Source organism: Rhizobium sp. A37_96 (assembly GCF_053521765.1).
Genome location: NZ_JBNWDS010000001.1, coordinates 409319 through 428824, shown reverse-complemented (window position 1 = coordinate 428824; position 19506 = coordinate 409319). Strand labels below are relative to the sequence as shown.

General features: G+C 60.6%; 17 protein-coding genes. 9 read left to right on the top strand and 8 right to left on the bottom strand.

Translation table 11 applies throughout. From position 1 onward, the window contains the following. The first annotated feature begins 134 nt into the window (after positions 1–134). Positions 135–1520: an aldehyde dehydrogenase family protein gene (locus ACQZ6J_RS02030; RefSeq protein ID WP_449081581.1), complete on the top strand. Its 1386-nt coding sequence runs from the start codon at positions 135–137 to the stop codon at positions 1518–1520. After that, positions 1517–2665, top strand: coding sequence for an iron-containing alcohol dehydrogenase (locus tag ACQZ6J_RS02025; protein ID WP_449081579.1), 1149 nt, complete (start codon positions 1517–1519; stop codon positions 2663–2665). Before ACQZ6J_RS02030 ends, ACQZ6J_RS02025 begins: the two co-directional genes overlap by 4 nt. 118 nt (positions 2666–2783) lie before the next feature. On the opposite strand, the gene ACQZ6J_RS02020 is transcribed toward ACQZ6J_RS02025, so the two are convergent. Continuing rightward, positions 2784–4214: a L,D-transpeptidase gene (locus ACQZ6J_RS02020; protein WP_163987740.1), complete on the bottom strand. Its 1431-nt coding sequence runs from the start codon at positions 4212–4214 to the stop codon at positions 2784–2786. 216 nt (positions 4215–4430) lie between these two features. Here ACQZ6J_RS02020 and ACQZ6J_RS02015 point away from each other — a divergent pair, with 216 nt between their 5' ends. The 3 genes from ACQZ6J_RS02015 (at position 4431) to ACQZ6J_RS02005 (ending at position 6111) form a co-directional block, all read left to right on the top strand. Further along, entirely contained in the window at positions 4431–5270 is an 840-nt protein-coding gene (locus ACQZ6J_RS02015) for a DUF4432 family protein (protein ID WP_449081576.1), read from the top strand. Between the two features lie 72 nt (positions 5271–5342). Next, positions 5343–5681: a TIGR01244 family sulfur transferase gene (locus ACQZ6J_RS02010; RefSeq protein ID WP_113405567.1), complete on the top strand. Its 339-nt coding sequence runs from the start codon at positions 5343–5345 to the stop codon at positions 5679–5681. 88 nt (positions 5682–5769) lie between these two features. Then, positions 5770–6111 (top strand): RidA family protein, encoded by a 342-nt coding sequence (locus ACQZ6J_RS02005; RefSeq protein WP_015340385.1) that lies wholly within the window; start codon positions 5770–5772, stop codon positions 6109–6111. 39 nt (positions 6112–6150) lie between these two features. Here the strand turns inward: ACQZ6J_RS02005 and ACQZ6J_RS02000 are convergent, their stop codons facing one another. The 4 genes from ACQZ6J_RS02000 to ACQZ6J_RS01985 are packed head-to-tail and all read right to left on the bottom strand — an operon-like array spanning position 6151 to position 10933. Then, complete coding sequence (locus ACQZ6J_RS02000; protein ID WP_449081573.1) at positions 6151–7809, bottom strand: thiamine pyrophosphate-binding protein; 1659 nt, start codon at positions 7807–7809, stop codon at positions 6151–6153. Further along, positions 7806–9008 carry a succinate--glutarate CoA-transferase gene (caiB, locus tag ACQZ6J_RS01995; RefSeq protein WP_449081571.1) on the bottom strand — a complete coding sequence of 401 codons (1203 nt, stop codon included), beginning with the start codon at positions 9006–9008 and terminating at the stop codon, positions 7806–7808. The genes ACQZ6J_RS02000 and caiB overlap by 4 nt, the downstream gene beginning before the upstream one ends. A gap of 14 nt (positions 9009–9022) precedes the next feature. Next, the gene (locus ACQZ6J_RS01990; protein ID WP_449081569.1) at positions 9023–9982 is read right to left on the bottom strand and encodes a DMT family transporter; all 960 of its coding nucleotides are present in this window, start codon (positions 9980–9982) and stop codon (positions 9023–9025) included. Between the two features lie 18 nt (positions 9983–10000). Further along, the gene (locus ACQZ6J_RS01985; RefSeq protein ID WP_449081567.1) at positions 10001–10933 is read right to left on the bottom strand and encodes an alpha/beta hydrolase; all 933 of its coding nucleotides are present in this window, start codon (positions 10931–10933) and stop codon (positions 10001–10003) included. 166 nt (positions 10934–11099) lie between these two features. On the opposite strand from ACQZ6J_RS01985, the gene ACQZ6J_RS01980 reads away from it, so the two are divergent. The 4 genes from ACQZ6J_RS01980 to metF all read left to right on the top strand — a co-directional run bounded on the left by ACQZ6J_RS01980 (position 11100) and on the right by metF (position 15740). Beyond that, positions 11100–11846, top strand: a complete 747-nt coding sequence (locus ACQZ6J_RS01980) for a ribonuclease T2 family protein (RefSeq protein WP_449081565.1) — start codon at positions 11100–11102, stop codon at positions 11844–11846. A gap of 125 nt (positions 11847–11971) precedes the next feature. Beyond that, on the top strand, positions 11972–13621 hold the full coding sequence (gene ettA / locus ACQZ6J_RS01975; RefSeq protein WP_163987732.1) for an energy-dependent translational throttle protein EttA: 1650 nt from the start codon (positions 11972–11974) through the stop codon (positions 13619–13621). Between the two features lie 189 nt (positions 13622–13810). Then, positions 13811–14836, top strand: a complete 1026-nt coding sequence (locus ACQZ6J_RS01970; RefSeq protein ID WP_449081563.1) for an ArsR/SmtB family transcription factor — start codon at positions 13811–13813, stop codon at positions 14834–14836. A 1-nt stretch (position 14837) separates the two neighbouring features. Then, on the top strand, positions 14838–15740 hold the full coding sequence (metF, locus tag ACQZ6J_RS01965) for a methylenetetrahydrofolate reductase [NAD(P)H] (RefSeq protein ID WP_449081561.1): 903 nt from the start codon (positions 14838–14840) through the stop codon (positions 15738–15740). A 381-nt stretch (positions 15741–16121) separates the two neighbouring features. On the opposite strand, the gene ACQZ6J_RS01960 is transcribed toward metF, so the two are convergent. The 3 genes from ACQZ6J_RS01960 to ACQZ6J_RS01950 all read right to left on the bottom strand — a co-directional run bounded on the left by ACQZ6J_RS01960 (position 16122) and on the right by ACQZ6J_RS01950 (position 19327). Further along, positions 16122–17048: a DMT family transporter gene (locus ACQZ6J_RS01960; RefSeq protein WP_449081559.1), complete on the bottom strand. Its 927-nt coding sequence runs from the start codon at positions 17046–17048 to the stop codon at positions 16122–16124. 162 nt (positions 17049–17210) lie between these two features. Next, on the bottom strand, positions 17211–18455 hold the full coding sequence (locus tag ACQZ6J_RS01955) for a lytic murein transglycosylase (RefSeq protein ID WP_449081557.1): 1245 nt from the start codon (positions 18453–18455) through the stop codon (positions 17211–17213). Between the two features lie 80 nt (positions 18456–18535). Continuing rightward, on the bottom strand, positions 18536–19327 hold the full coding sequence (locus tag ACQZ6J_RS01950) for a glycoside hydrolase family 25 protein (protein WP_163987727.1): 792 nt from the start codon (positions 19325–19327) through the stop codon (positions 18536–18538). Between the last annotated feature and the right edge of the window lie 179 nt (positions 19328–19506).

The following is a 19506-nucleotide window of genomic DNA, read 5'->3' as shown; positions in this document are numbered from 1 at the left end:
GTGCCCGATTTCATTCCGTGGTCGGGCAGGGGCGCCAGGATGTTTTTCTGCTCGCCGGATTCTCCTTGGAATGCGGCGGCAGGTTGCGAAATATCCGGTAATCAATTGATGACGAAGAAAACAGGAATTCGATCATGACCATGATCACATGTGTCTCCCCGGTGAACGGAGAGGTTTATGCTGAACGTCCGGCCTTGTCGCTGGATGCCGCCAGGGAAGTCGTTGCACGCGCCCGCAAGGCACAGAAGGATTGGGCCCGCCGCCCGCTGGAAGATCGCGTCCAGCTCGTGCTGAAGGGCGTCGCCCGGCTCAATGAGATGGCCGATGTGGTCGTGCCGGAACTTGCCTGGCAGATGGGCCGGCCGATCAAGTATGGCGGCGAATATCGGGGCTTCAACGAGCGCTCCAACTACGTGGCGTCGATCGCCGCCGATGCGCTCGCGCCGCTTGTTGTCGAAGACAGTGCGAATTTTGCCCGCCGCATCGAGCGCGAGCCGCACGGCGTCGTCTTCGTCATCGCACCGTGGAACTATCCTTACATGACGGCGATCAACACGGTTGCTCCGGCGCTGATGGCCGGCAATACGGTGATCCTCAAGCATGCGAGCCAGACGTTGCTCGTCGGCGAGCGGCTGGTGCAGGCCTTTGTCGAGGCCGGCGTTCCCGCCGACGTCTTCCAGAATATCTTCCTCGACCATGAGACGACCTCGGCGCTGATTGCGGCCGGAAGCTTCAACTTCGTCAATTTCACCGGCTCCGTCGAAGGCGGACGGTCGATCGAGCGCGCGGCTGCCGGTACGTTTACCAGCCTCGGGCTCGAGCTTGGCGGCAAGGATCCGGGCTACGTCATGGAGGATGCCGATCTCGACGCCGCCGTCGATACGCTGATGGATGGCGCCACCTTCAATTCCGGCCAGTGCTGCTGTGGCATCGAGCGCATTTACGTGCATGAATCGCTGTACGACGCCTTTGTCGAAAAGTCGGTCGCATGGGTTTCGAACTACAAGCTCGGCAACCCGCTCGATCCGGAAACCTCGCTCGGGCCGATGGCGCACAAGCGCTTCGCCAAGGTGGTTCGCGAACAGATCGCCGATGCCGTCGCCAAAGGCGCCAAGGCGCTCGTCGATCCCAAGCTGTTCCCGGCCGATGACGGCGGCGCCTATCTCGCGCCGCAGATCCTCGTCAACGTCGATCATTCGATGGCCTTCATGCGGGAAGAGACCTTCGGTCCGGCCGTCGGCATCATGAAGGTGAAGAGCGATGCGGAAGCGCTGGGGCTGATGAACGACAGCCCTTATGGCCTGACGGCTTCGCTCTGGACGAAGGATGTCGAGCGTGCCTCTCGGATCGGCCATGAGATCGAAACCGGCACCGTCTTCATGAACCGCGCCGACTATCTCGATCCGGCTCTGTGCTGGACCGGCGTCAAGGAAACCGGCCGCGGCGGCTCGCTGTCGGTCATCGGCTTCCACAACCTGACGCGTCCGAAATCCTATCACCTGAAGAAAGTAACAGCATGAGCACTATCTCAGCCAATTGGAGCTATCCGAACGCCTTCAAGCTCGGCCGTGGCCGCATCAAGGAACTCGCGGACGCCTGCAAGAGCCTGGGCATGAAGAAGCCGCTTCTGGTCACTGACCGGGGACTTGCCTCGATGGCGATCACCAAGACGGCTCTGGACATTCTCGAGGATGCGGGTCTCGGCCGTGCGCTCTTCGCCGATGTCGATCCGAACCCGAACGAGAAGAACCTCGAAGCCGGCGTCAAGGCATTCAAGGATGGCGGGCATGACGGCGTCGTCGCCTTCGGCGGCGGCTCCGGCCTCGATCTCGGCAAGTGCGTCGCCTTCATGGCAGGCCAGTCGCGTCCGGTCTGGGATTTCGAAGATATCGGCGACTGGTGGACCCGCGCCAGCGTCGAGGGCATTGCGCCGATCGTCGCCGTGCCGACAACCGCCGGCACCGGTTCCGAAGTCGGCCGCGCCAGCGTCATTACCAATTCCGCGACGCATGTTAAGAAGATCATCTTCCATCCGAAGTTCCTGCCCGGCGTCGTCATCGCCGATCCCGAGCTGACGGTCGGCATGCCGAAGGTCATCACGGCAGGCACCGGCATGGATGCCTTCGCTCATTGCCTGGAAGCCTATTCCTCGCCGTTCTATCACCCGATGTCGGCCGGTATCGCGCTTGAGGGCATGCGGCTCGTCAAGGAATTCCTGCCGCGCGCCTATCGCGAGGGAACGGATCTCGAAGCGCGCGCCAACATGATGAGCGCTGCGGCCATGGGCGCCGTCGCTTTCCAGAAGGGTCTTGGCGCCATCCACGCGCTCTCGCACCCGATCGGCGCCGTCTACAACACGCATCACGGCATGACCAATGCCGTCGTCATGCCGGCAGTCCTGCGCTTCAACCGCAAGGCCATTGAGGACAAGATCGCGCGTGCGGCAGCCTATCTCGGCATCGCCGGCGGCTTTGACGGCTTCTACGACTATGTGCTGAAGCTGCGCGCCGAACTCGGCGTTCCGGAAAGCCTTTCTGCCATGGGCATCGCGCCCGACCGTATCGACGAGCTCTCCGCCATGGCGATCGAAGATCCGAGCGCCGGCGGCAATCCGGTGCCGATGACGCTGGAAAACACCAAGGCTCTCTTCCGGGATTGCTTCTGACGAGTTGCTTGATTTGGGGCGCGCTCGACCAAAGTCGCAGCGCGTCCACTGAATATGGAGAATAAAAAAGCCGCCGGGAGTTACCCGGCGGCTTTTTTGTTGGCACCATGTCCGTCAATCAATCGACAAATTCGACGACCACGCCGGGCTTGACCATTTTAGCCAGCTCGGTCGCATCCCAGTTGGTGAGACGAACGCAGCCGTGGCTCTGCGACTTGCCGATCCTCGAAGGATCCGGCGTGCCGTGAATACCGTAGGTCGGCTTCGACAATGCCATCCACACAGTACCGACCGGACCGTTCGGGCCGGGCGGAATGTCGAGGACCTTATCGTTGGCGCCCTGCTTGAAATTGATCTTCGGATTGTAGGTGTAGCCGGGATTGAACGCCACGCGCTCGACCGTGACCGTGCCGGAGGGCGAGGGCGTGTCGGCCGAACCGATGCTGGCCGGATAGGCTGCAATCAGCGTGCCGTTGGCGTCATAAGCGAAAACCTGCTTGCGGCCCTTGTCGGCGAGGATCTTGGCGACCGTACCGGTCTTGCTGGCGCCGGTATTGACGACCTTGATCGTCGTGCCGGGCACGGTGAAATCCACGCCCGGATTTAGCTCCTTCAGGTAGCCTTCATCCATGTGAAAGCGCTCTGCCAGCATTTCCGTTGTCGACGTATAGCCAAGCGAAGGCATCTGGGACTTCGCTGCATAATCTTCAGGGATGGACGCGACATAGGGGCCAGCCGCGTCGGCGGCCGTGATCGTGTAGTTGACGATTGGCATGCCGCCGGACATGCGCAGTTGCTCGAGGATCGTGTCGGTATTGTTCGGATCGAGCGTCTGGCCGGTCATCTGCTGGTAAGCGTAGATCGCCTTGGTGACGTTTGCGCCCATGCGCCCGTCGATGGCACCCGGCGAAATGCCTTGCCGCGCGAGGAAGACCTCCAGCGCGGTGATTTCCATCTTCGACTTGCCCTTGAGCGTAATTACGGGCTCGGCCGGCGGCTTGCGGACGATATCCGGCGTTCCCTGCTGCGGATCTATCGACGCGTAGTCGCTGCCGTCCTGGTTCGCCTGACCTTGGCTTTCGTCCGGCAACGGCTGATTGTCGAGAGGCTGACGCTGAATATCACCGTCTCGCGGAATGCCGCCGGTGACCACGCCACGGTCCTGTTGATCGTAGCTGTCGGTGCGATATTGGCGGTAATCGCGGTAGTCACCGTTGCTGGAAAACTGCGTGTCTCCATAGCGGCCACCATCGCCATTGTCGCCATAGGCATCGCGAGCCGGTGCGCGCGGATAATAGGTGCTTGCCTTCATTTCCGTCGCGACGACGTTGCCATAGGCGTCGATCAGAACGCGCCGACCGCGCCCATCCCGCGCCATGGAATATCCGCCCCCATAGGGGTACTGGTCGAGAATTCGCCCGTCGGGAGTGACGAGTACCGTGTTGCCGTTTCCGTTGCGGTAGTATTGTGCCTGCGCTTCAGTGAGCGCGAGCATGGACACGGTGGCAGTCATTGCCAGTACAAAACTCAATTTCACGAACCGGTTCACGTCTGTCGAATCCTCGGATGGTAGTTCGGCTGACACACACATGGCAATTTTGACGCCAGTATGGAAATTTAGATTATCATGCTGAATAAAATATAAAAATTTATGTGATCAAGCCTTCAAGTTAACTTTCGGTAAGCCAAATCACCGTTTATTTGCGCGACGCTTCATTATGGGACAACGCCCGCGCGTGGAGTCGATCAGGGAGGATTACGGAGAATGATGGATTTTGCCGCAGCCAAGGGGCCGAAACTGACGCTGGACGAGGGTTCCGTCCTGGATATCGGCGCCTGCGTCGTCGAAGGCAACAATCTTGCGCCCGGAAGCGCCGTTCCAGACGATGGCGATCCGCGTATCAGTCATTCCGTGGAAGGCTTCCTCTTCACCTGCGGGCCGGATCATATCCGCCATCCCGAGCCGATGTCCGGCGCGCATGAAGGCAAGCGCTATCCGCTGCATGGTTCCTTCGCATCTCATCCGGCCAAAATTCTCTGGACCAAATTCGAGAACGGCAACGCGGAATGCCGCGCCGATATCGATGTCGTCACGGCCGAGGGACGAACGGCGAGGCTGGAACGTCATTGGCGGATCGACGGTGTGACCGGCGAGGTTTCGCTGGCCGATCGCGTCGTCAATACGAGTGGCGAGGCTATGCCGGTCTTCCTGATGTACCACATGAATATCGGCGGCAAATGGTTCGACGGCGGCACGCGCCTTACCGGACACATGCTGGAGAATGGCGGCTTTCCCTGGACCTTCGGCGAGGAGGGCGGCGATATTTTCTGCGTGCCGGCACAGGGCGAGGCGGAGGATTGGGCGCAGATCAGTCTCGGCCCCATCGCGGCCATCGGCGGCAAGTCCCTGAGGGTGCGTTTTGGCAGCGAAACGTTGCCGTTCCTGCAGGTCTGGCGCAATCAGCGCGCACCGGCGCATGTGCTCGGCATCGAGCCGGTTTCGCATCGGTGGGTGTCTCGCGCCGAGCTTGAGGAGGCGGGTGAGTTCAATATTCTCCAGCCCGGCGAAGCCCGCAATTTCATGCTCAACTTTGCCTTCGTTTGAGAGCGTGCCGTGGTTGACGCTTGCTCTATCGCGGCGTAGATCAAGGCCACGGTTTTAAAGAGGACATGAACCATGGATATCCGCCCGATCGATGACGAATACTCTGTATCCGGTCAGATCACCGTAGAAGATCTCGACCAGATCAAGGCCATGGGTTTCAAGTCGATCGTCTGCCATCGCCCGGATCATGAAAGCCCGGACCAGACGCCGTTCTCAGTCATAGAGGCTCGCGCCAAGGAACTCGGTCTCGAGATCGCCCATGTGCCTGTCGGCCCGATGGGCGTCACCGAAGAGGCCGTCCAGGGCATGGTCGACGCGCTGGACGAATTTCCGCGGCCGATGCTCGGCTATTGCCGTTCCGGCGCGCGCTCGACGGCGATCTATCAGAAGACGCACCACATTCGCGGCTGATCGGCCATATTTCCAATCTTGAGATTGAAGGGCAAGCCAGGGGCGGGCCTTTCCGTCACTTGTCGAAGAACAACATCAGGAGAAAGCAATGAGCATCAAGCGTATCGACGTCGGCGCCCGCATGAGCGGCGCAGTCATCCACGGCAACACCGTCTATCTCGCCGGCCAGGTTGGCGAAGGCGAAAGCGTTACCGATCAGTGCAAGTCGGCTCTCGCTGAAGTTGACCGCCTGCTTGCAGCCGCCGGCTCCAACAAGTCGAAAATCCTGCAGACGCTCATCTATCTCTCCGACATTTCCTATTTCGCCGAAATGAACGCTGCCTGGGAAGCCTGGGTCGATCCTGCCAACACGCCGGCCCGTGCGACCAGCGAAGCCAAGCTTGCCGCGCCGAAGTACAAGGTCGAATTCATCGTGACGGCCGCGCTCTAAGTCGCGTCAGCGTGTTTTGGAAGGCCGGGGAGCTTGCGCTCACCGGCCTTTCGTTTGGGCGATTTCCGTCAGGGTACGCGAGGGCGTGATCGCTTCCGGGTCGAGCGCGACTTCGATGATGGCAGGCTTGCCGCTCGCGCGGGCCCGCTCGAACGCCGGACCGAACTCCTCCGTCGCCGTCACGGTTTCGCCGTGGCCGCCATAGGCGCGGGCAAGTGCCGCGAAATCCGGATTGTCGAGCGCCGTGGCGCTGACGCGGCCGGGATATTCCCGCTCCTGATGCATGCGGATGGTGCCGTACATGCCGTTGTTGATGACCAGCGTTATCAGCGGCAGGCCGTACTGGACGGCGGTTGCGAATTCCTGGCCGTGCATCATGAAGCAGCCGTCACCGGCAAAGCAGATCACCTCGCGCTCCGGAAAGAGCTGTTTCGCGGCAACCGCCGCCGGCAAACCATAGCCCATCGAGCCTGATGCCGGCGCAGCCTGGGTGTTGAAGCGGCGGAAGCGATGAAAGCGGTGCAGCCAGGTTGCATAGTTGCCGGCGCCGTTGGTGAAGATGGCATCGAGAGGCGTGTTGGCTTCGATCCAGTCCATGATACGGCCCATGTGAACCGTACCCGGGCTTTTTTCCGGCGTTGTCGACCAGGCGAGATAGGCCGCGTGCATGCGCTCGGTTCGTTCCGCCCAGCGTGTCTTGACGGGTGCTTCGAGGTCCGCCAGTGCCGCAACGAAATCCGCGGGGCTGGCACAGATTGCCAGATCCGGGCGATAGACGTGGCCAAGTTCGGACGGATCGGGATAGATGTGGACGAACTGCTGGCGCGGGTAGGGGATATCGACCAGCGTGTAGCTGGAGGACGGCATCTCGGAGAGGCGGCCACCGAGAAGGATCAGCAGATCGGCGTCCTTGATCTCTTTCGCCAGCGCCGGGTTGATGCCGATACCGACATCGCCGGCGTAGTTCGGGTGCAGGTGGTCGAACAGCATCTGCCGGCGGAAGGAGCAGCCGATCGGCAGTTTGAAACGCTCCGCGAACTGGCGGATGCCCGCAACCGCGTCTTCGTTCCAGCGCGTACCGCCGAGGATGACCATTGGCCGTTCCGCAGCGGCCAGGCGCCGGCTGAGATCGGCGAGCTGGCCGCGGCCCGGATGGGCGGCGACCGGAACATAGGGGCGTGCTTGCGGAGCCTCGACCTCATCGCGCAGCATGTCTTCGGGCAGGGTCAGCACGACGGGGCCGGGACGTCCCGATGTCGCCACAGCAAAGGCGCGGGTGACGAATTCCGGGATGCGGGCGGCATCGTCGATCTCGCCGACCCATTTGGCGAACTCGGTGAAGGCTCTGCGGAATTCCACTTCCTGAAAGGCTTCGCGTTCGCGGGCATCGCGCTGGACCTGGCCGATGAACAGGATCATCGGAATGGAATCCTGGCGGGCAATGTGAAGGCCGGCGGATGCGTTGGTGGCGCCGGGGCCGCGGGTGACCATGCAGATGCCCGGTTCGCCGGTCAATCGGCCCCAGGTATCCGCCATCATGGCCGCGCCGCCTTCCTGGCGGCAGACGAGCACGTTGATGTCGCTGTCATGCAGCGCATCGAGCACGGCTAGAAAGCTCTCGCCCGGCACGCAAGAGATGCGCCGCACGCCATTTGCCTTCAAAGCCTCGACGATAAGTTGCCCGCCCGTTCGTTTCATGTCCTCGCCTTTCCCTCCAGTTCGGCCAATTCGGCCAGAACTTCCTCCTGATGTTCGCCGAGACGCGGACTCGGCCGCGTATAGGTCAACGGTGTTTCCGACAGCACGATCGGCGTCCGCACGCTTGGGATCACGGTGCCTGCCGCGTCCTCGAGATCGATGCGCAAGCCGCGCGCCTTGATCTGCGGGTCGGCGAACATGTCTTCGATCGTGTTGATGGCGCCGGCCGGAACGGCATTGGCCTCGCAGGCTCTCAGCAGTTCCGCCTTGTTCCATTCGAGCGTCTTTGCCGATACGAAGGCACGCACCTCGTTGCGGTTGGCGACGCGGGCCTTGTTGGTCGCATAGCGCTCGTCGTCGGCATTGGCGTCCACGCCGAGAATGGCGCACAAGCGACGGAACTGCCCGTCATTGCCAACGGCAAGAATGAGATAGCCGTCTGCGGTGGGGACGACTTCATAGGGCGAAATATTGGGATGGGCGTTGCCGAGCCGCACAGGCGGTTTGCCCGATATCAGATAGTTCATGTTCTGATTGGCGAGCACGGCCGATTGCACATCGAGCAGCGCCATGTCGATGAGCTGTCCTTCGCCGTTCTTCAGTGTGTGGATCAGGGCGGCCTCGATCGCCGAAACCGCGTAGATGCCGGTGAAGATGTCGGCAATCGCAACGCCCGCCTTCATCGGCTGTCCGTCCGGCTCGCCGGTGATCGACATGAAGCCGGACATGCCCTGGACGATGTAGTCGTAGCCCGCGAGGCCGGCATAGGGGCCGGTCTGCCCAAAGCCGGTGATCGCGCAATAGACGATGCGGGGATTGATCTTTTTCAGGCTTTCGTAATCCAGCCCATATTTGACCAGGCCGCCGAGCTTGAAGTTCTCGATCACCACGTCGGCGGTCTTCACCAGCCGGCGGACCAGCTCCTGTCCTTCCTGGCTCCTGAGGTCGGCGGTGATGGAGCGCTTGCCGCGATTGGCGGAATGGTAGTAGGCGGCGGAGAGGTTTTCGCCGTCCTTGCCTTCGACGAAGGGAGGACCCCATTGGCGGGTGTCGTCGCCGCCGTCGGGGTTCTCGACCTTGATGACGTCGGCACCCAGGTCGGCCAGCATCTGCCCGGCCCAGGGGCCGGCAAGCACGCGGGCAAGCTCGATGACGCGAATACCGGAAAGCGGAGGTTTCTTGGTCTTTTTGTCTGTCATGTCCGTCCGCTCGCTCAGGGCGTGAATGCCGTTTCAGATGTATCGGATACCGGCTTGGAAGCAAAGCGCCGCTCACGCCAGAGAATGTAGAGGCCGGAGCCGATGATGATGAGGATGCCGAGCCATTTGATCGCATCCGGGAAATTGTCGAAGACGAGCCATCCGAAGATCGTTGCCGAGACGATCTCGAAATATTGCAGCGGTGCCAGCGTCGAAGCCGGCACCGCCCGATAGGCGTGTACCGTGAGAATGCCGGCCGCCGCTGCGGTGGCCCCGACGCCGAGCAGGTAGAGCATGGCCGCGAGGTCCGGCACGACAGGGTCGAGGATCGCAGATCCCGTCGCGCGGCCCAGGGCAAGCAGAATCAGGCTGAAGCCGGTGCCCCACAGCCCGGTCTGGAACTGCATCGACCATGCATCTTCACTGTGCGAGACGACACGCGTGATCATCACGTAGACGGCGATGCAAAGGGCGGTGACGACGGGCAGCAAAGCGATGAAGCCGACTTCCTGAAAGCTCGGCTGGATAATCAGCATCGCCCCGAAAAAACCGACGGCGCAGGCGGTATAGCGTCGCCAGCCGATGGTTTCCTTCAGGAAGATGCTGCTGAGAATGGTGAGCATCATCGGCTCGACGAAAAAGATGGCGATGGCATCGGCAACCTCCATGACCTGCAGCGTCGTCACGAACGACACCATGGATAGCGTGAGCACGGCGGCGCGGATGGCATGCACGCCGCTGCGCCGCCACGTCCACACTCCCCATCTTTTGCGCATGGCCATCATCGGCAGCGCAAAGAGCAACTGGAAGATGAAGCGGGCGGCGGTGACTTCGGCCGGCGGAATCGTGGTTGCCGCAAGCTTGGAGAAGATGTCGATGATCGGCGAGAGGACGACGGAGAGAAACATCATCATCAAGCCGAAGGTCAGCTCCGATTGCGGCAATCGGGTAGAGGCGCCGCTGGAGGTGTTCATTGCAGAATTCCTTGAGAATCAATTCCTTGCCGTCACCTTCTTGCACCAGTCGGCAAAGCGGGAAGTGGCTTGGTCGGCACCGATTTCGTTGAGCGTCTCGTGCCGCATGTCGGGGTAGATTTCGGTCGTGATATGAGAGAATCCGGCTTTTTTCAAATGGTTTGCCAGCCAGGAAATCGCTTTCGCGTTGTCGGTTGCCGGATCCCTGCCGCCTCCGACGAGGTGGATCGGCATGTCGCGGCGGAGCCGGTCGAGATAGGTTTTTTGAGGCGCGCGGAAGGTGAGCTCGAATATGTCGAGCCACAGCGACACGGAGGCGTCGAAGCCGCAAAGCGGGTCGGCGATGTAGCCGTCTACTATTTCGGGGCGGCGCGAGAGCCAGTCGAATTCGGTGCGGCGGTTCGCGATCGATCGACCCCAGGTGCCGAAGGTCAGCTTCGGCAGCGGCCCACTCGGAACGTCCGATCCCTTGAACATGCGCTCCGTCTTGAGGATGAGCTGGGCGGCGCGGCCGGCGAGGCCCGGGTTGAAATTGGAGTTCCAGACTGTGACGGCATCGAACTTGTCCGGATGCGTGACGACGGTGTTCAAGCTGATCAGCCCGCCCATGGAGTGGCCGAACAGGATGATCGGCAGGCCGGGATAAGCGCCTGCGGCAAGCTCGCGCATGGCCAGCACATCGGCGATGACCTGCTCGATACCGTTTCGTCTGGCGAAGCGCCCGAGCGGCGCATCGTGGGCAACCGTCTCGCCGTGGCCGCGATGATCATGGGCGTAAACGTGAAAGCCCTGGGCGGCCATTGCATCCGCAAAGGCTTCATAGCGGCGGGAGTGTTCGGCCAGGCCATGGGATATCAGAAGGATGCCGCGTGCATCGCCCGTTGCCGGCGAATGATGATAGGCAATGGTCGCACCCGTTGGGCTCTCCAGGCGCTGCGTCTCGGCGAACATGCATTCGTTCCTCCCCATCTGGACGAAAGGTTATCATCCGTCGGATTGCAATGGATAGGTGCCGAAGCTCACAGAAATAAATCTTTCCGAGCGCTGTGATTCAGGATTGCACACGCCTGATCAAACTGCTTATTTGTTCCCATAATGTTCTAGTTGGAGGCAGGGAATGAAGCATTTGCTTCGAGTATTTGCGGTTGTGCTCCTTTCGGTCGGGACGGCGGCGGGCGCCATGGCGCAGGACCATAGCCGAGGGCGGACACGCTTTATCCTGGCGGCAAGCTGGGAGCCGGCATTTTGCGCGACGAACCAGAGGAAGGCGGAATGCCGGAACCAATCGTCGAGCAATTACGATGCGACGAATTTCTCGCTGCATGGCCTATGGCCGATGCGGCAGGAATATTGCGATGTTTCCGAGGACTTGAAGCAGGCGGATCGCAGCAGCGACTGGAAGGACCTGCCGACGGTGCAGCTGTCCCAGGACGTCAAGGCGAAGCTGGACAAGGCGATGCCGGGCACGCAATCCGGCCTTGAGCGGCATGAATGGATCAAGCACGGCACCTGCACGAAGCTTAGCGCCGACCAATATTTCTCCATCGCCGCGGGCCTGATCGCGGAACTCAATACGTCGGCCGTGCGCGACCTCTTCGCACAGAATTTGGGCAAGGAGCTCGATGCGGAAAGCATCAAGGCGGCCTTCGACCAGAGCTTCGGCGAGGGCGCCAATGCGCGTATCAAGATGAGCTGCCGTCGGGTTGGCGGCGTCAGGATGATTTCGGAGCTGACCATCGGTCTCTCCGAAGATGCGATCGATCCGCAGCAGGGAAGCGGGCCAAGGCTTGCCAAACTGATCCAGGGTGCGGGCAGCACCTCCTTCGGCTGCGACCGCGGCGTGGTCGATGCTGCCGGTTTCTGAGAAAATCCGGCCTTTCTGACGCTGATAATGCCCTCGGACAAGGTTTCGCCGTTGCCCGAGGGCGGGGTTTCGCCTACATAGCGGCACAATTCGCAATGTTATCCGTCCGTGGAGTAACCCAAGCTATGGCACGTCAGTTTATTTATCATATGGCCGGACTGAATAAGTCCTATGGCGCCAAGAAGATCCTCGAGAATATCCATCTCTCGTTCTATCCCGATGCCAAGATCGGTATTCTCGGCCCGAACGGCGCGGGTAAGTCGACGGTGCTGCGCATCATGGCCGGCCTCGACAAGGAATACACCGGCGAAGCCTGGCTGGCCGAAGGCGCCACCATCGGCTACCTGGCGCAGGAGCCTCAGCTCGATCCCAACAAGACGGTTTTCGAAAATGTCATGGAAGGCGTTGCCAAGAAAACCGAAATCCTCAATCGCTACAACGAATTGATGATGAACTATTCCGACGAGACGGCGGACGAGGGCGCCAGGCTCCAGGACATCATCGACAGCCAGAATCTCTGGGATCTCGAAAGTCAGGTCGAGATGGCGATGGAAGCATTGTGCTGCCCGCCGCGCGATGCCGAAGTCACCAGCCTTTCCGGTGGTGAGCGCCGCCGTATCGCGCTGTGCCGCCTGCTTCTTTCGCAGCCGGACCTGCTGCTGCTCGACGAACCGACCAACCATCTCGACGCCGAGACCATTGCCTGGCTGGAAAAGCACCTGCGCGACTATCCGGGTGCCGTGATGATGATCACCCACGACCGCTACTTCCTCGACAATGTTACCGGCTGGATTCTTGAGCTCGACCGCGGCCGTGGCATTCCCTACGAAGGCAACTATTCCGCCTATCTGCGGGCCAAGGCCAAGCGCATGCAGCAGGAAGCCCGCGAAGAAGCTGGCCGTCAGAAGGCAATCAGCCGCGAACAGGAATGGATCGCCTCCAGCCCCAAGGCCCGTCAAGCCAAGTCCAAGGCGCGTATCAACGCTTACGAACAGCTGGTCGATGCTGCCGAGAATCAGCGTCCCGGTGATGCGCAGATCATCATTCCGGTCAGCGAGCGTCTCGGTCAGGTGGTGATCGAGATGGAGGGCATCACCAAGGGCTTCGAAGGCCGCACGCTAGTCAACGATCTGTCGATCAAGCTGCCGCCAGGCGGCATCGTCGGCATCATCGGCCCGAACGGCGCCGGCAAGACGACCCTGTTCAAGATGATCACGGGGCAGGAAAAGCCGGATTCCGGCACGGTCCGCATCGGCGAGACGGTGCATCTCAGCTATGTCGACCAGAGCCGCGATGCGCTTGACGGCAATAAAACCGTATGGGAGGAAATCTCCGGCGGCGCCGAAATCATCAAGCTCGGCAAGTTCGACATGAACTCGCGCGCCTATTGCGGCGCCTTTAACTTCAAGGGCGGCGACCAGCAGCAGAAGGTCGGCAATCTCTCCGGCGGTCAGCGCAACCGTGTTCACCTGGCCAAGATGCTGAAGGCTGGCGGCAACGTGCTTCTGCTCGACGAACCGACCAACGACCTCGATACGGAAACGCTGGGGGCTCTGGAAAGCGCGCTCGAAAGCTTCGCTGGTTGCGCCATCATCATTAGCCATGATCGCATGTTCCTCGACCGTCTGGCCACGCATATCCTAGCCTTTGAAGGCGAAGGCCATGTCGAATGGTTCGAAGGCAATTTCGAAGACTACGAGGAGGACAAGATCCGCCGCCTTGGCCCCGATGCCCTCAATCCGGGCAGCCAAGCGCACAAGCGACTGACGCGCTAAGCTTCGGTTTCGCTCTTCGAAAACCCCGGCTTGTCCGGGGTTTTTGTTTGCCCATCGGTGCAACCGGATATTCCGTTTTCGTCAGAAACTAACAGATTTCCGACGTCGAATTATCGTCGCGAGCAATTGGCTCTTGCAGATTGCGCCCAAATCACATAAAGATATCTTTATATCTTGATTGGGTGGCGGATGACGGATCTGGTTAAACTCGGCTTGGATGACGTGGTGGACGTGCTCAAGGCGGTCGGCGAACCGACGCGGTTGCGCCTGCTTGCGCTTCTTGCCGCCGGCGATCTGACGGTCACCGATCTTACCGAAATTCTCGGCCAGTCGCAGCCCCGCATTTCCCGGCATCTGAAGCTGCTCGGAGAGGCTGGCCTGATCGATCGCTATCAGGAAGGCGCCTGGGCCTATTTCCGCCTGAAGCAGGAGGGCAAGGCCGTCACGCTGGCGCGCGCTCTTCTGCGCCACACCGCCGAAAAGGATACGGTGCTGCTGCGCGACGGCGAGCGCCTTGATTCCGTGAAGCGTATTCGGGCCGAGCGCGCGCAGGCCTATTTCAGCCGGAATGCCGCCGAATGGGATGAGCTGCGGCGCCTTCATGTCGCCGACGAGGATGTCGACGAGGCACTGACCGAGCTGATCGGCCCGCAGCCGATCGACTCCTTCCTCGATCTTGGGACTGGTACGGGACGGATGCTGCAGCTTCTGGCCGGCCACTATCGCCGTGCCATCGGCATCGATGCCAGCCGCGACATGCTGGCGGTTGCTCGCGCCAATCTCGATCGCGCCAATATCACGGCCGCATCGGTGCGCCATGGCGATATCTTCAACCTGCCGCTCGAGCAGCAGGATTTCGACCTGATCGCCATCCACCAGGTGCTGCATTTCCTCGATCAGCCGGAGATCGCCGTTAGCGAGGCCGCGCGAATGCTGCGGCCCGGCGGCCGGCTCGTCATCATCGATCTCGCGCCGCACGGGCTTGAATATCTGCGTGACGAGCATGCGCATCTGCGTCTCGGCTTCTCGCATCAGATCATGTCGGACTGGCTGAAGCTGGCAGGGCTGGATGTCGAGCGCGTGCAGGACCTTCATTCGGGGCGGGAAGGCGGTCAGGCGCTGACGGTCACCATCTGGCTGGCGCGTGATCCACGGCTGTTGATTGCAGCCGATCAGGACCGCCAGTCATCCCCCATTCTTGCCGGGAGAGTTTGATATGTCTTCGAGATCCGAAACCTGTAATGACGGTATCCGCATCTCTTTCGAGTTCTTTCCGCCGAAATCGGAAGAAGCCGAGCAACAGCTGTGGAACACCGTTGCAGATCTTAGCGATTGGGAGCCTGAATTCGTTTCCGTGACATACGGGGCAGGCGGCTCGACCAAGGCGCCGACGCTGTCTGCGGTGCGCAAGATGATCCATGAGACACCGTTCACGACCGCGTCGCATCTCACCTGCGTAGGCGCGACGCGCGAGGATACGCATCGGGTGATCGACGAGTTCCTTGCCGCGGGCGTTCGCCGCTTCGTTGCCCTGCGCGGCGATCCGCCTGGTGGTGTCGGGTCGGCCTATCAGCCGCATCCCGGCGGCTATGCCAATGCCGCCGAGTTGGTGGCTGCTTTGCGTGAGCGCGGCGATTTCGATATCTCCGTTTCCGCCTATCCGGAAAAGCATCCGGAAAGCCGCGACACGGCCGCCGACATCGATATGCTGAAGCGCAAGGCCGAGAATGGCGCCGACCGGGCACTTACCCAGTTCTTCTTCGATAATGATGCTTTCGAACGCTATCACGATCGTGCTCGCGCCGCCGGCATCAAGATTCCCATTGTGCCTGGCATCATGCCGATCCAGAACCTGACTCAGCTCAAGCGTTTTGCGGGAGCCTGCGGCACCAGCATTCCATCCTGGCTCGACGAGCGTTTCGACGGTCTGGACGAGGCTGTCGAGGAACGTGCCAGGGTTGCCGCCGATGTGGCTGCCGAGCAGATTCAGGACCTGATGCGCCGCGGCATCGATGAGTTTCATCTCTACACGATGAACCGTTCGGCGCTCGTTTCCGCCGTTCTTGAGCGGCTGGGCCTTCAGCGCAAGGTGGATACTCGCGCCGGCGCCGCTGCCTGATCCCTTTGTGGACATGATTCATGAAAAAGCGCACGTCCAGACCGGACATGCGCTTTTTTAATGGAACAGGGTTTTGTTAGCTTTTCGGAGTTTGATCGTCTGCGGTTATCGCCAGGGCCATCAGATGAAAAGCATCGTCACGACGAAAACGAAGGCCGCACCGACCACAAGGACGTTGATGGATCGTGTCAATCCCATGTCTTCCTCCTCAGTCAGCCGTTAAATTTTATGTCGAAAATGTGTCGTTTGGAAAGAACATTCGATGCTGCGATGCGGTAGCCTCTTGTGGTCCTGATTCACGATTCCGCTATAGAGGCCTGAATTGACTTTGGAATTTCCAATCGCTCGCGATTGGCTCGGCTGTGAACAAACTGCACGAGTTCAAGCTCTGTTCGGGCGCAAACCGCCCTTGAGCCAGGCGTAGAGCCTTCCATCCAGGACCAATAAGCCTGCGGCGATCAACAGCATACCGGCGATTTCGGCAGGCCCAATCCGCTCATCCAGGAAGAGAAAGCCGAGCAGGAGCGCGCTCGGTGGTATCAGCAGCGTGACAAGCGAAGCATTGGTAGCGCCGGCGAGCTCGATGATGCGAAAAAAGAGGATATAGGCGAAGGCGGTCGAAAGCAGCGCCAGGCCGAGAACGGCGGCAATTGCCGTCAGCGGCGGAGTGGCAATCGTCCAGGGTTGATCGACGATCAGGGCGGCCGGCAACATGATGATTGAGGAGCCCGTCAGCTGTCCTGCCGCCACGACCGGCGGTGCGATGCCTTTGAAGCGCTTGGCATAGATTGCCGCAAAGCCGTAGGAGATCGCTGCGAGGATTGGCAGCGATAGCGCCCAAAAAGGAACCGAACCGCTGCTGGTTACGCTTGGGCCGAGCAGCACCAGGGTTCCAAGCAGCCCTGTGAGACAGCCGACCAGCTTGGCGGATGTCAGGCGCTCGTCGGTCGTCAGCTGATTGCCGATCAGAACGGTCCAGATCGGTGTCGTCGCGTTCAGGATGGATGCGAGGCCGGCGCCCATTTGCGTCTGGCCGCAAAAGATCAGCACATGCGGTACGGCGTTGTTGATCAGCCCCAGCAACAGAAACTGCGGCCAATGGCGCCGTAGCGACTGATAGATCCCGAGTCGGCCGGCAAGATAGAGATGCAGCGCCACGGCCGCGAGCGACAGGCGCAAGAGGACGAGGGTAAAGGGCGGAACGTGGTGAACGGCGATGCGGGCGAAGAAGAATGAGCCGCCCCAGATCAGCCCCAGCAGCAAAAGCAGCCCCCATGTCGAGGCGCTCATTCGGTTCTCGTCATTCATCGCAATGCTCTCCTCTTTCAGCCTGTCTAAACCGGAAGAGGCTGCTCCTCCACCCGTTTCCTGCGGCGGTATGCGATTGTGGATTCGTGTGAAGACGAGTGGTGAGCAGAAACAAAAAAAGGCGGCTTGGTGCCGCCTTTTCCGGTCGAGAGAAGAAGGAAATCAGAGGGCGTTGAGCAACGCCGAAGTCGCCCAGCCATCGGCCGGCAGGCCCAGGCGGAACTGTTCCTTCTGGATGGCAACGCGCGTGCCCGAGCCGAGGATGCCGTCGATCTTGCCGACATCGTAGCCGCGTGCCACGAGCTTGGTCTGAAGCGCCTTCATGTCGACATCGTTCAGGCCCTGCTCAGGCGTGCCCTTGTTGTAGGGAGGAGCGCCGGAGAAACGCGTGGCGAAATAGGCGGCTGACGTCGTGTAGATGAACGACTGATTCCATCCGAGATAGGTGTTGTAGTTCGGATAGGTCAGGAAAGCCGGGCCTTTGCGGCCCTGCGGCAGGATGAGGGCGGCCGGCAGCGAGGCGAAATTCGTATTGCCATCGCGTGGCTTGACGCCGAGCTTGAACCAGTCTCCGGCCGTGAGCGTACCGCCGATGCCGGATTTTTCCCATGGTAGATTGTCCGGTACCGCTACCTCCTGCAGCCAGGGCTGGTCACGTATGAAGCCGAGATGCTGGAGGAATCTCGCCGTGGTCAAAATGACATCGGGCGCGCTTGTCTTCAAATTAACGTGGCCGTCGCCATCGCCATCCGTGCCGTAGGCAATGATGTCGGGCGGGAGCATCTGCGTCTGGCCGATTTCGCCGGCCCATGCGCCTGTCGTAGTCGCGGGATCGACATCGCCACGCTGTACCAATTCGATCAGCGCGATCAGGCGCGGGCGGAAGAACTCCGGCCGGCGGCAATCGTGGGCGAGAGTGACCAGGGCGTTGCGCGTGTTGAAGTTACCCTGCACGGCACCGAAGTCGGTTTCCATGGCCCAGAAAGCGGTGATGACGCCAGGGGGGACGCCATAGTCCTTCTCGGCCTTGGCGAAGACGTCGGCATACTGCTTGATCTTCTGGCGGCCGATATCCAGGCGACCCTGGCTGACCGTGCGCTGCGAGAATTCGAGGAAGGTCTGACGAAAGACGCCCTGGCTGCGGTCCATGGCGAGAACCTTCGGATCGATCTGCGCGCCGGCAAAGGTCTTATCCGCCGCTGCGGCATTCGCACCATCGGCGATGGCGTCGGCTTTCACACCGGCCAGGAAGGATGCGAGGTCGCCGTCGCAGGCTACTTTCGGAGTGGCGGCGCTGCTTGCGGGCGGTACTGTGGCTGGAGTCGCGCTCTGAGCTATCGCTGTACCTGTTATGGTTGAAGCGAAGAGCAGCGCAAGAGCGCTGCGTCGAATGGTGTGACAATCCATGAGCGATCCTTCCTAGGTGATAGAATAGGGTCGCTTTCACAGAAGATTGTGACATAAGCAAGAGTGAAGTGGAGTCGGCCTTAAGAATTTCCTTGCTTCTCTACTGCGGCCACCCAGTTTTGCCAGTTCTGCTCGGAGCCGGCGAAAACATTGATATCCGTCGGTCCTTTGATGCCGGGGATGATTCCCGTGGACGTATATTGCCAGAAGGCCCAGCTGCGATCCGCGTAGATCTCCTTGGGATGCTTGGCGACCGAGCGCACCCAGAACTGATAGTCCTTGAAGTAACCGACAAGGTTTTCGCGGTGGAAGTCGACCGAAGTATAGATGATCGGGCGCTTGCCATAATAGGCCTGCAGGCGATCCATGAACCGCTTGATTTCCGTTCGCACCGTTTCGGGGTCCGGTCTGGTGCGGCAGGTTGGAGAGCCAGGGTTCCATTCGACGTCGACGACAGGCGGAAGTGCCATGGCATCCTTCGGCACGTTGCGGATGAACCAATCGGCCTGCTCGTCGGCGGTGGAGCAAAAATAGAAGAAATGATAGGGCGCATGCAGCAGGCCGGCGGCGCTCGCTTCATTCCAGTATTCGGTGAAGCGCGGATCGATCCGGTCTTTGCCTTCCGTCGCCTTGATGAAGACGAAGGCGACGCCCGCGCCCTTCACGGCCTGCCAGTCGATATCGCCCTGCCATTTGGAAATGTCGATGCCGTGGATGGGATGACGCTGCGGGTGATCGCGGCCGAAATCCTGCGGCTTCAAATCGCTGAATCTGGTCTTGGGAATGGCCGTCGTCGAAAGGGCGTCATAACCCGTCGTGCAGCCATTCAAGAAAAGGGCGAGCGGCAGTAGGCATGCCAGAAGCCGGCGCATGGATATCCTGTTATGGCGCGAGTGATCTTGCTGCCCCAAGACTTGGCTTCCGTAATGTGGTCCCCGAAAATCCAAAAGAGCGGCAGACCATACCGTTGCCAGCTGGTCTTGCCACTTTATTCACCATATCAACGTAAAAAATGCGTTATCTTCAAGCAAATTCTTATGCTTGTCGCGTT

What these genes read in the sequence shown, in the direction of transcription:
- ACQZ6J_RS02030 (WP_449081581.1), top strand. Translation starts at nt 135, where the DNA reads ATGACCATGATCACATGTGTCTCCCCGGTGAACGGAGAGGTTTATGCT.
- ACQZ6J_RS02025 (WP_449081579.1), top strand. Translation starts at nt 1,517, where the DNA reads ATGAGCACTATCTCAGCCAATTGGAGCTATCCGAACGCCTTCAAGCTC.
- ACQZ6J_RS02015 (WP_449081576.1), top strand. Translation starts at nt 4,431, where the DNA reads ATGATGGATTTTGCCGCAGCCAAGGGGCCGAAACTGACGCTGGACGAG.
- ACQZ6J_RS02010 (WP_113405567.1), top strand. Translation starts at nt 5,343, where the DNA reads ATGGATATCCGCCCGATCGATGACGAATACTCTGTATCCGGTCAGATC.
- ACQZ6J_RS02005 (WP_015340385.1), top strand. Translation starts at nt 5,770, where the DNA reads ATGAGCATCAAGCGTATCGACGTCGGCGCCCGCATGAGCGGCGCAGTC.
- ACQZ6J_RS02000 (WP_449081573.1), bottom strand. Translation starts at nt 7,809, where the DNA reads ATGAAACGAACGGGCGGGCAACTTATCGTCGAGGCTTTGAAGGCAAAT.
- caiB (WP_449081571.1), bottom strand. Translation starts at nt 9,008, where the DNA reads ATGACAGACAAAAAGACCAAGAAACCTCCGCTTTCCGGTATTCGCGTC.
- ACQZ6J_RS01990 (WP_449081569.1), bottom strand. Translation starts at nt 9,982, where the DNA reads ATGAACACCTCCAGCGGCGCCTCTACCCGATTGCCGCAATCGGAGCTG.
- ACQZ6J_RS01985 (WP_449081567.1), bottom strand. Translation starts at nt 10,933, where the DNA reads ATGTTCGCCGAGACGCAGCGCCTGGAGAGCCCAACGGGTGCGACCATT.
- ACQZ6J_RS01980 (WP_449081565.1), top strand. Translation starts at nt 11,100, where the DNA reads ATGAAGCATTTGCTTCGAGTATTTGCGGTTGTGCTCCTTTCGGTCGGG.
- ettA (WP_163987732.1), top strand. Translation starts at nt 11,972, where the DNA reads ATGGCACGTCAGTTTATTTATCATATGGCCGGACTGAATAAGTCCTAT.
- ACQZ6J_RS01970 (WP_449081563.1), top strand. Translation starts at nt 13,811, where the DNA reads ATGACGGATCTGGTTAAACTCGGCTTGGATGACGTGGTGGACGTGCTC.
- metF (WP_449081561.1), top strand. Translation starts at nt 14,838, where the DNA reads ATGTCTTCGAGATCCGAAACCTGTAATGACGGTATCCGCATCTCTTTC.
- ACQZ6J_RS01960 (WP_449081559.1), bottom strand. Translation starts at nt 17,048, where the DNA reads ATGAATGACGAGAACCGAATGAGCGCCTCGACATGGGGGCTGCTTTTG.
- ACQZ6J_RS01955 (WP_449081557.1), bottom strand. Translation starts at nt 18,455, where the DNA reads ATGGATTGTCACACCATTCGACGCAGCGCTCTTGCGCTGCTCTTCGCT.
- ACQZ6J_RS01950 (WP_163987727.1), bottom strand. Translation starts at nt 19,327, where the DNA reads ATGCGCCGGCTTCTGGCATGCCTACTGCCGCTCGCCCTTTTCTTGAAT.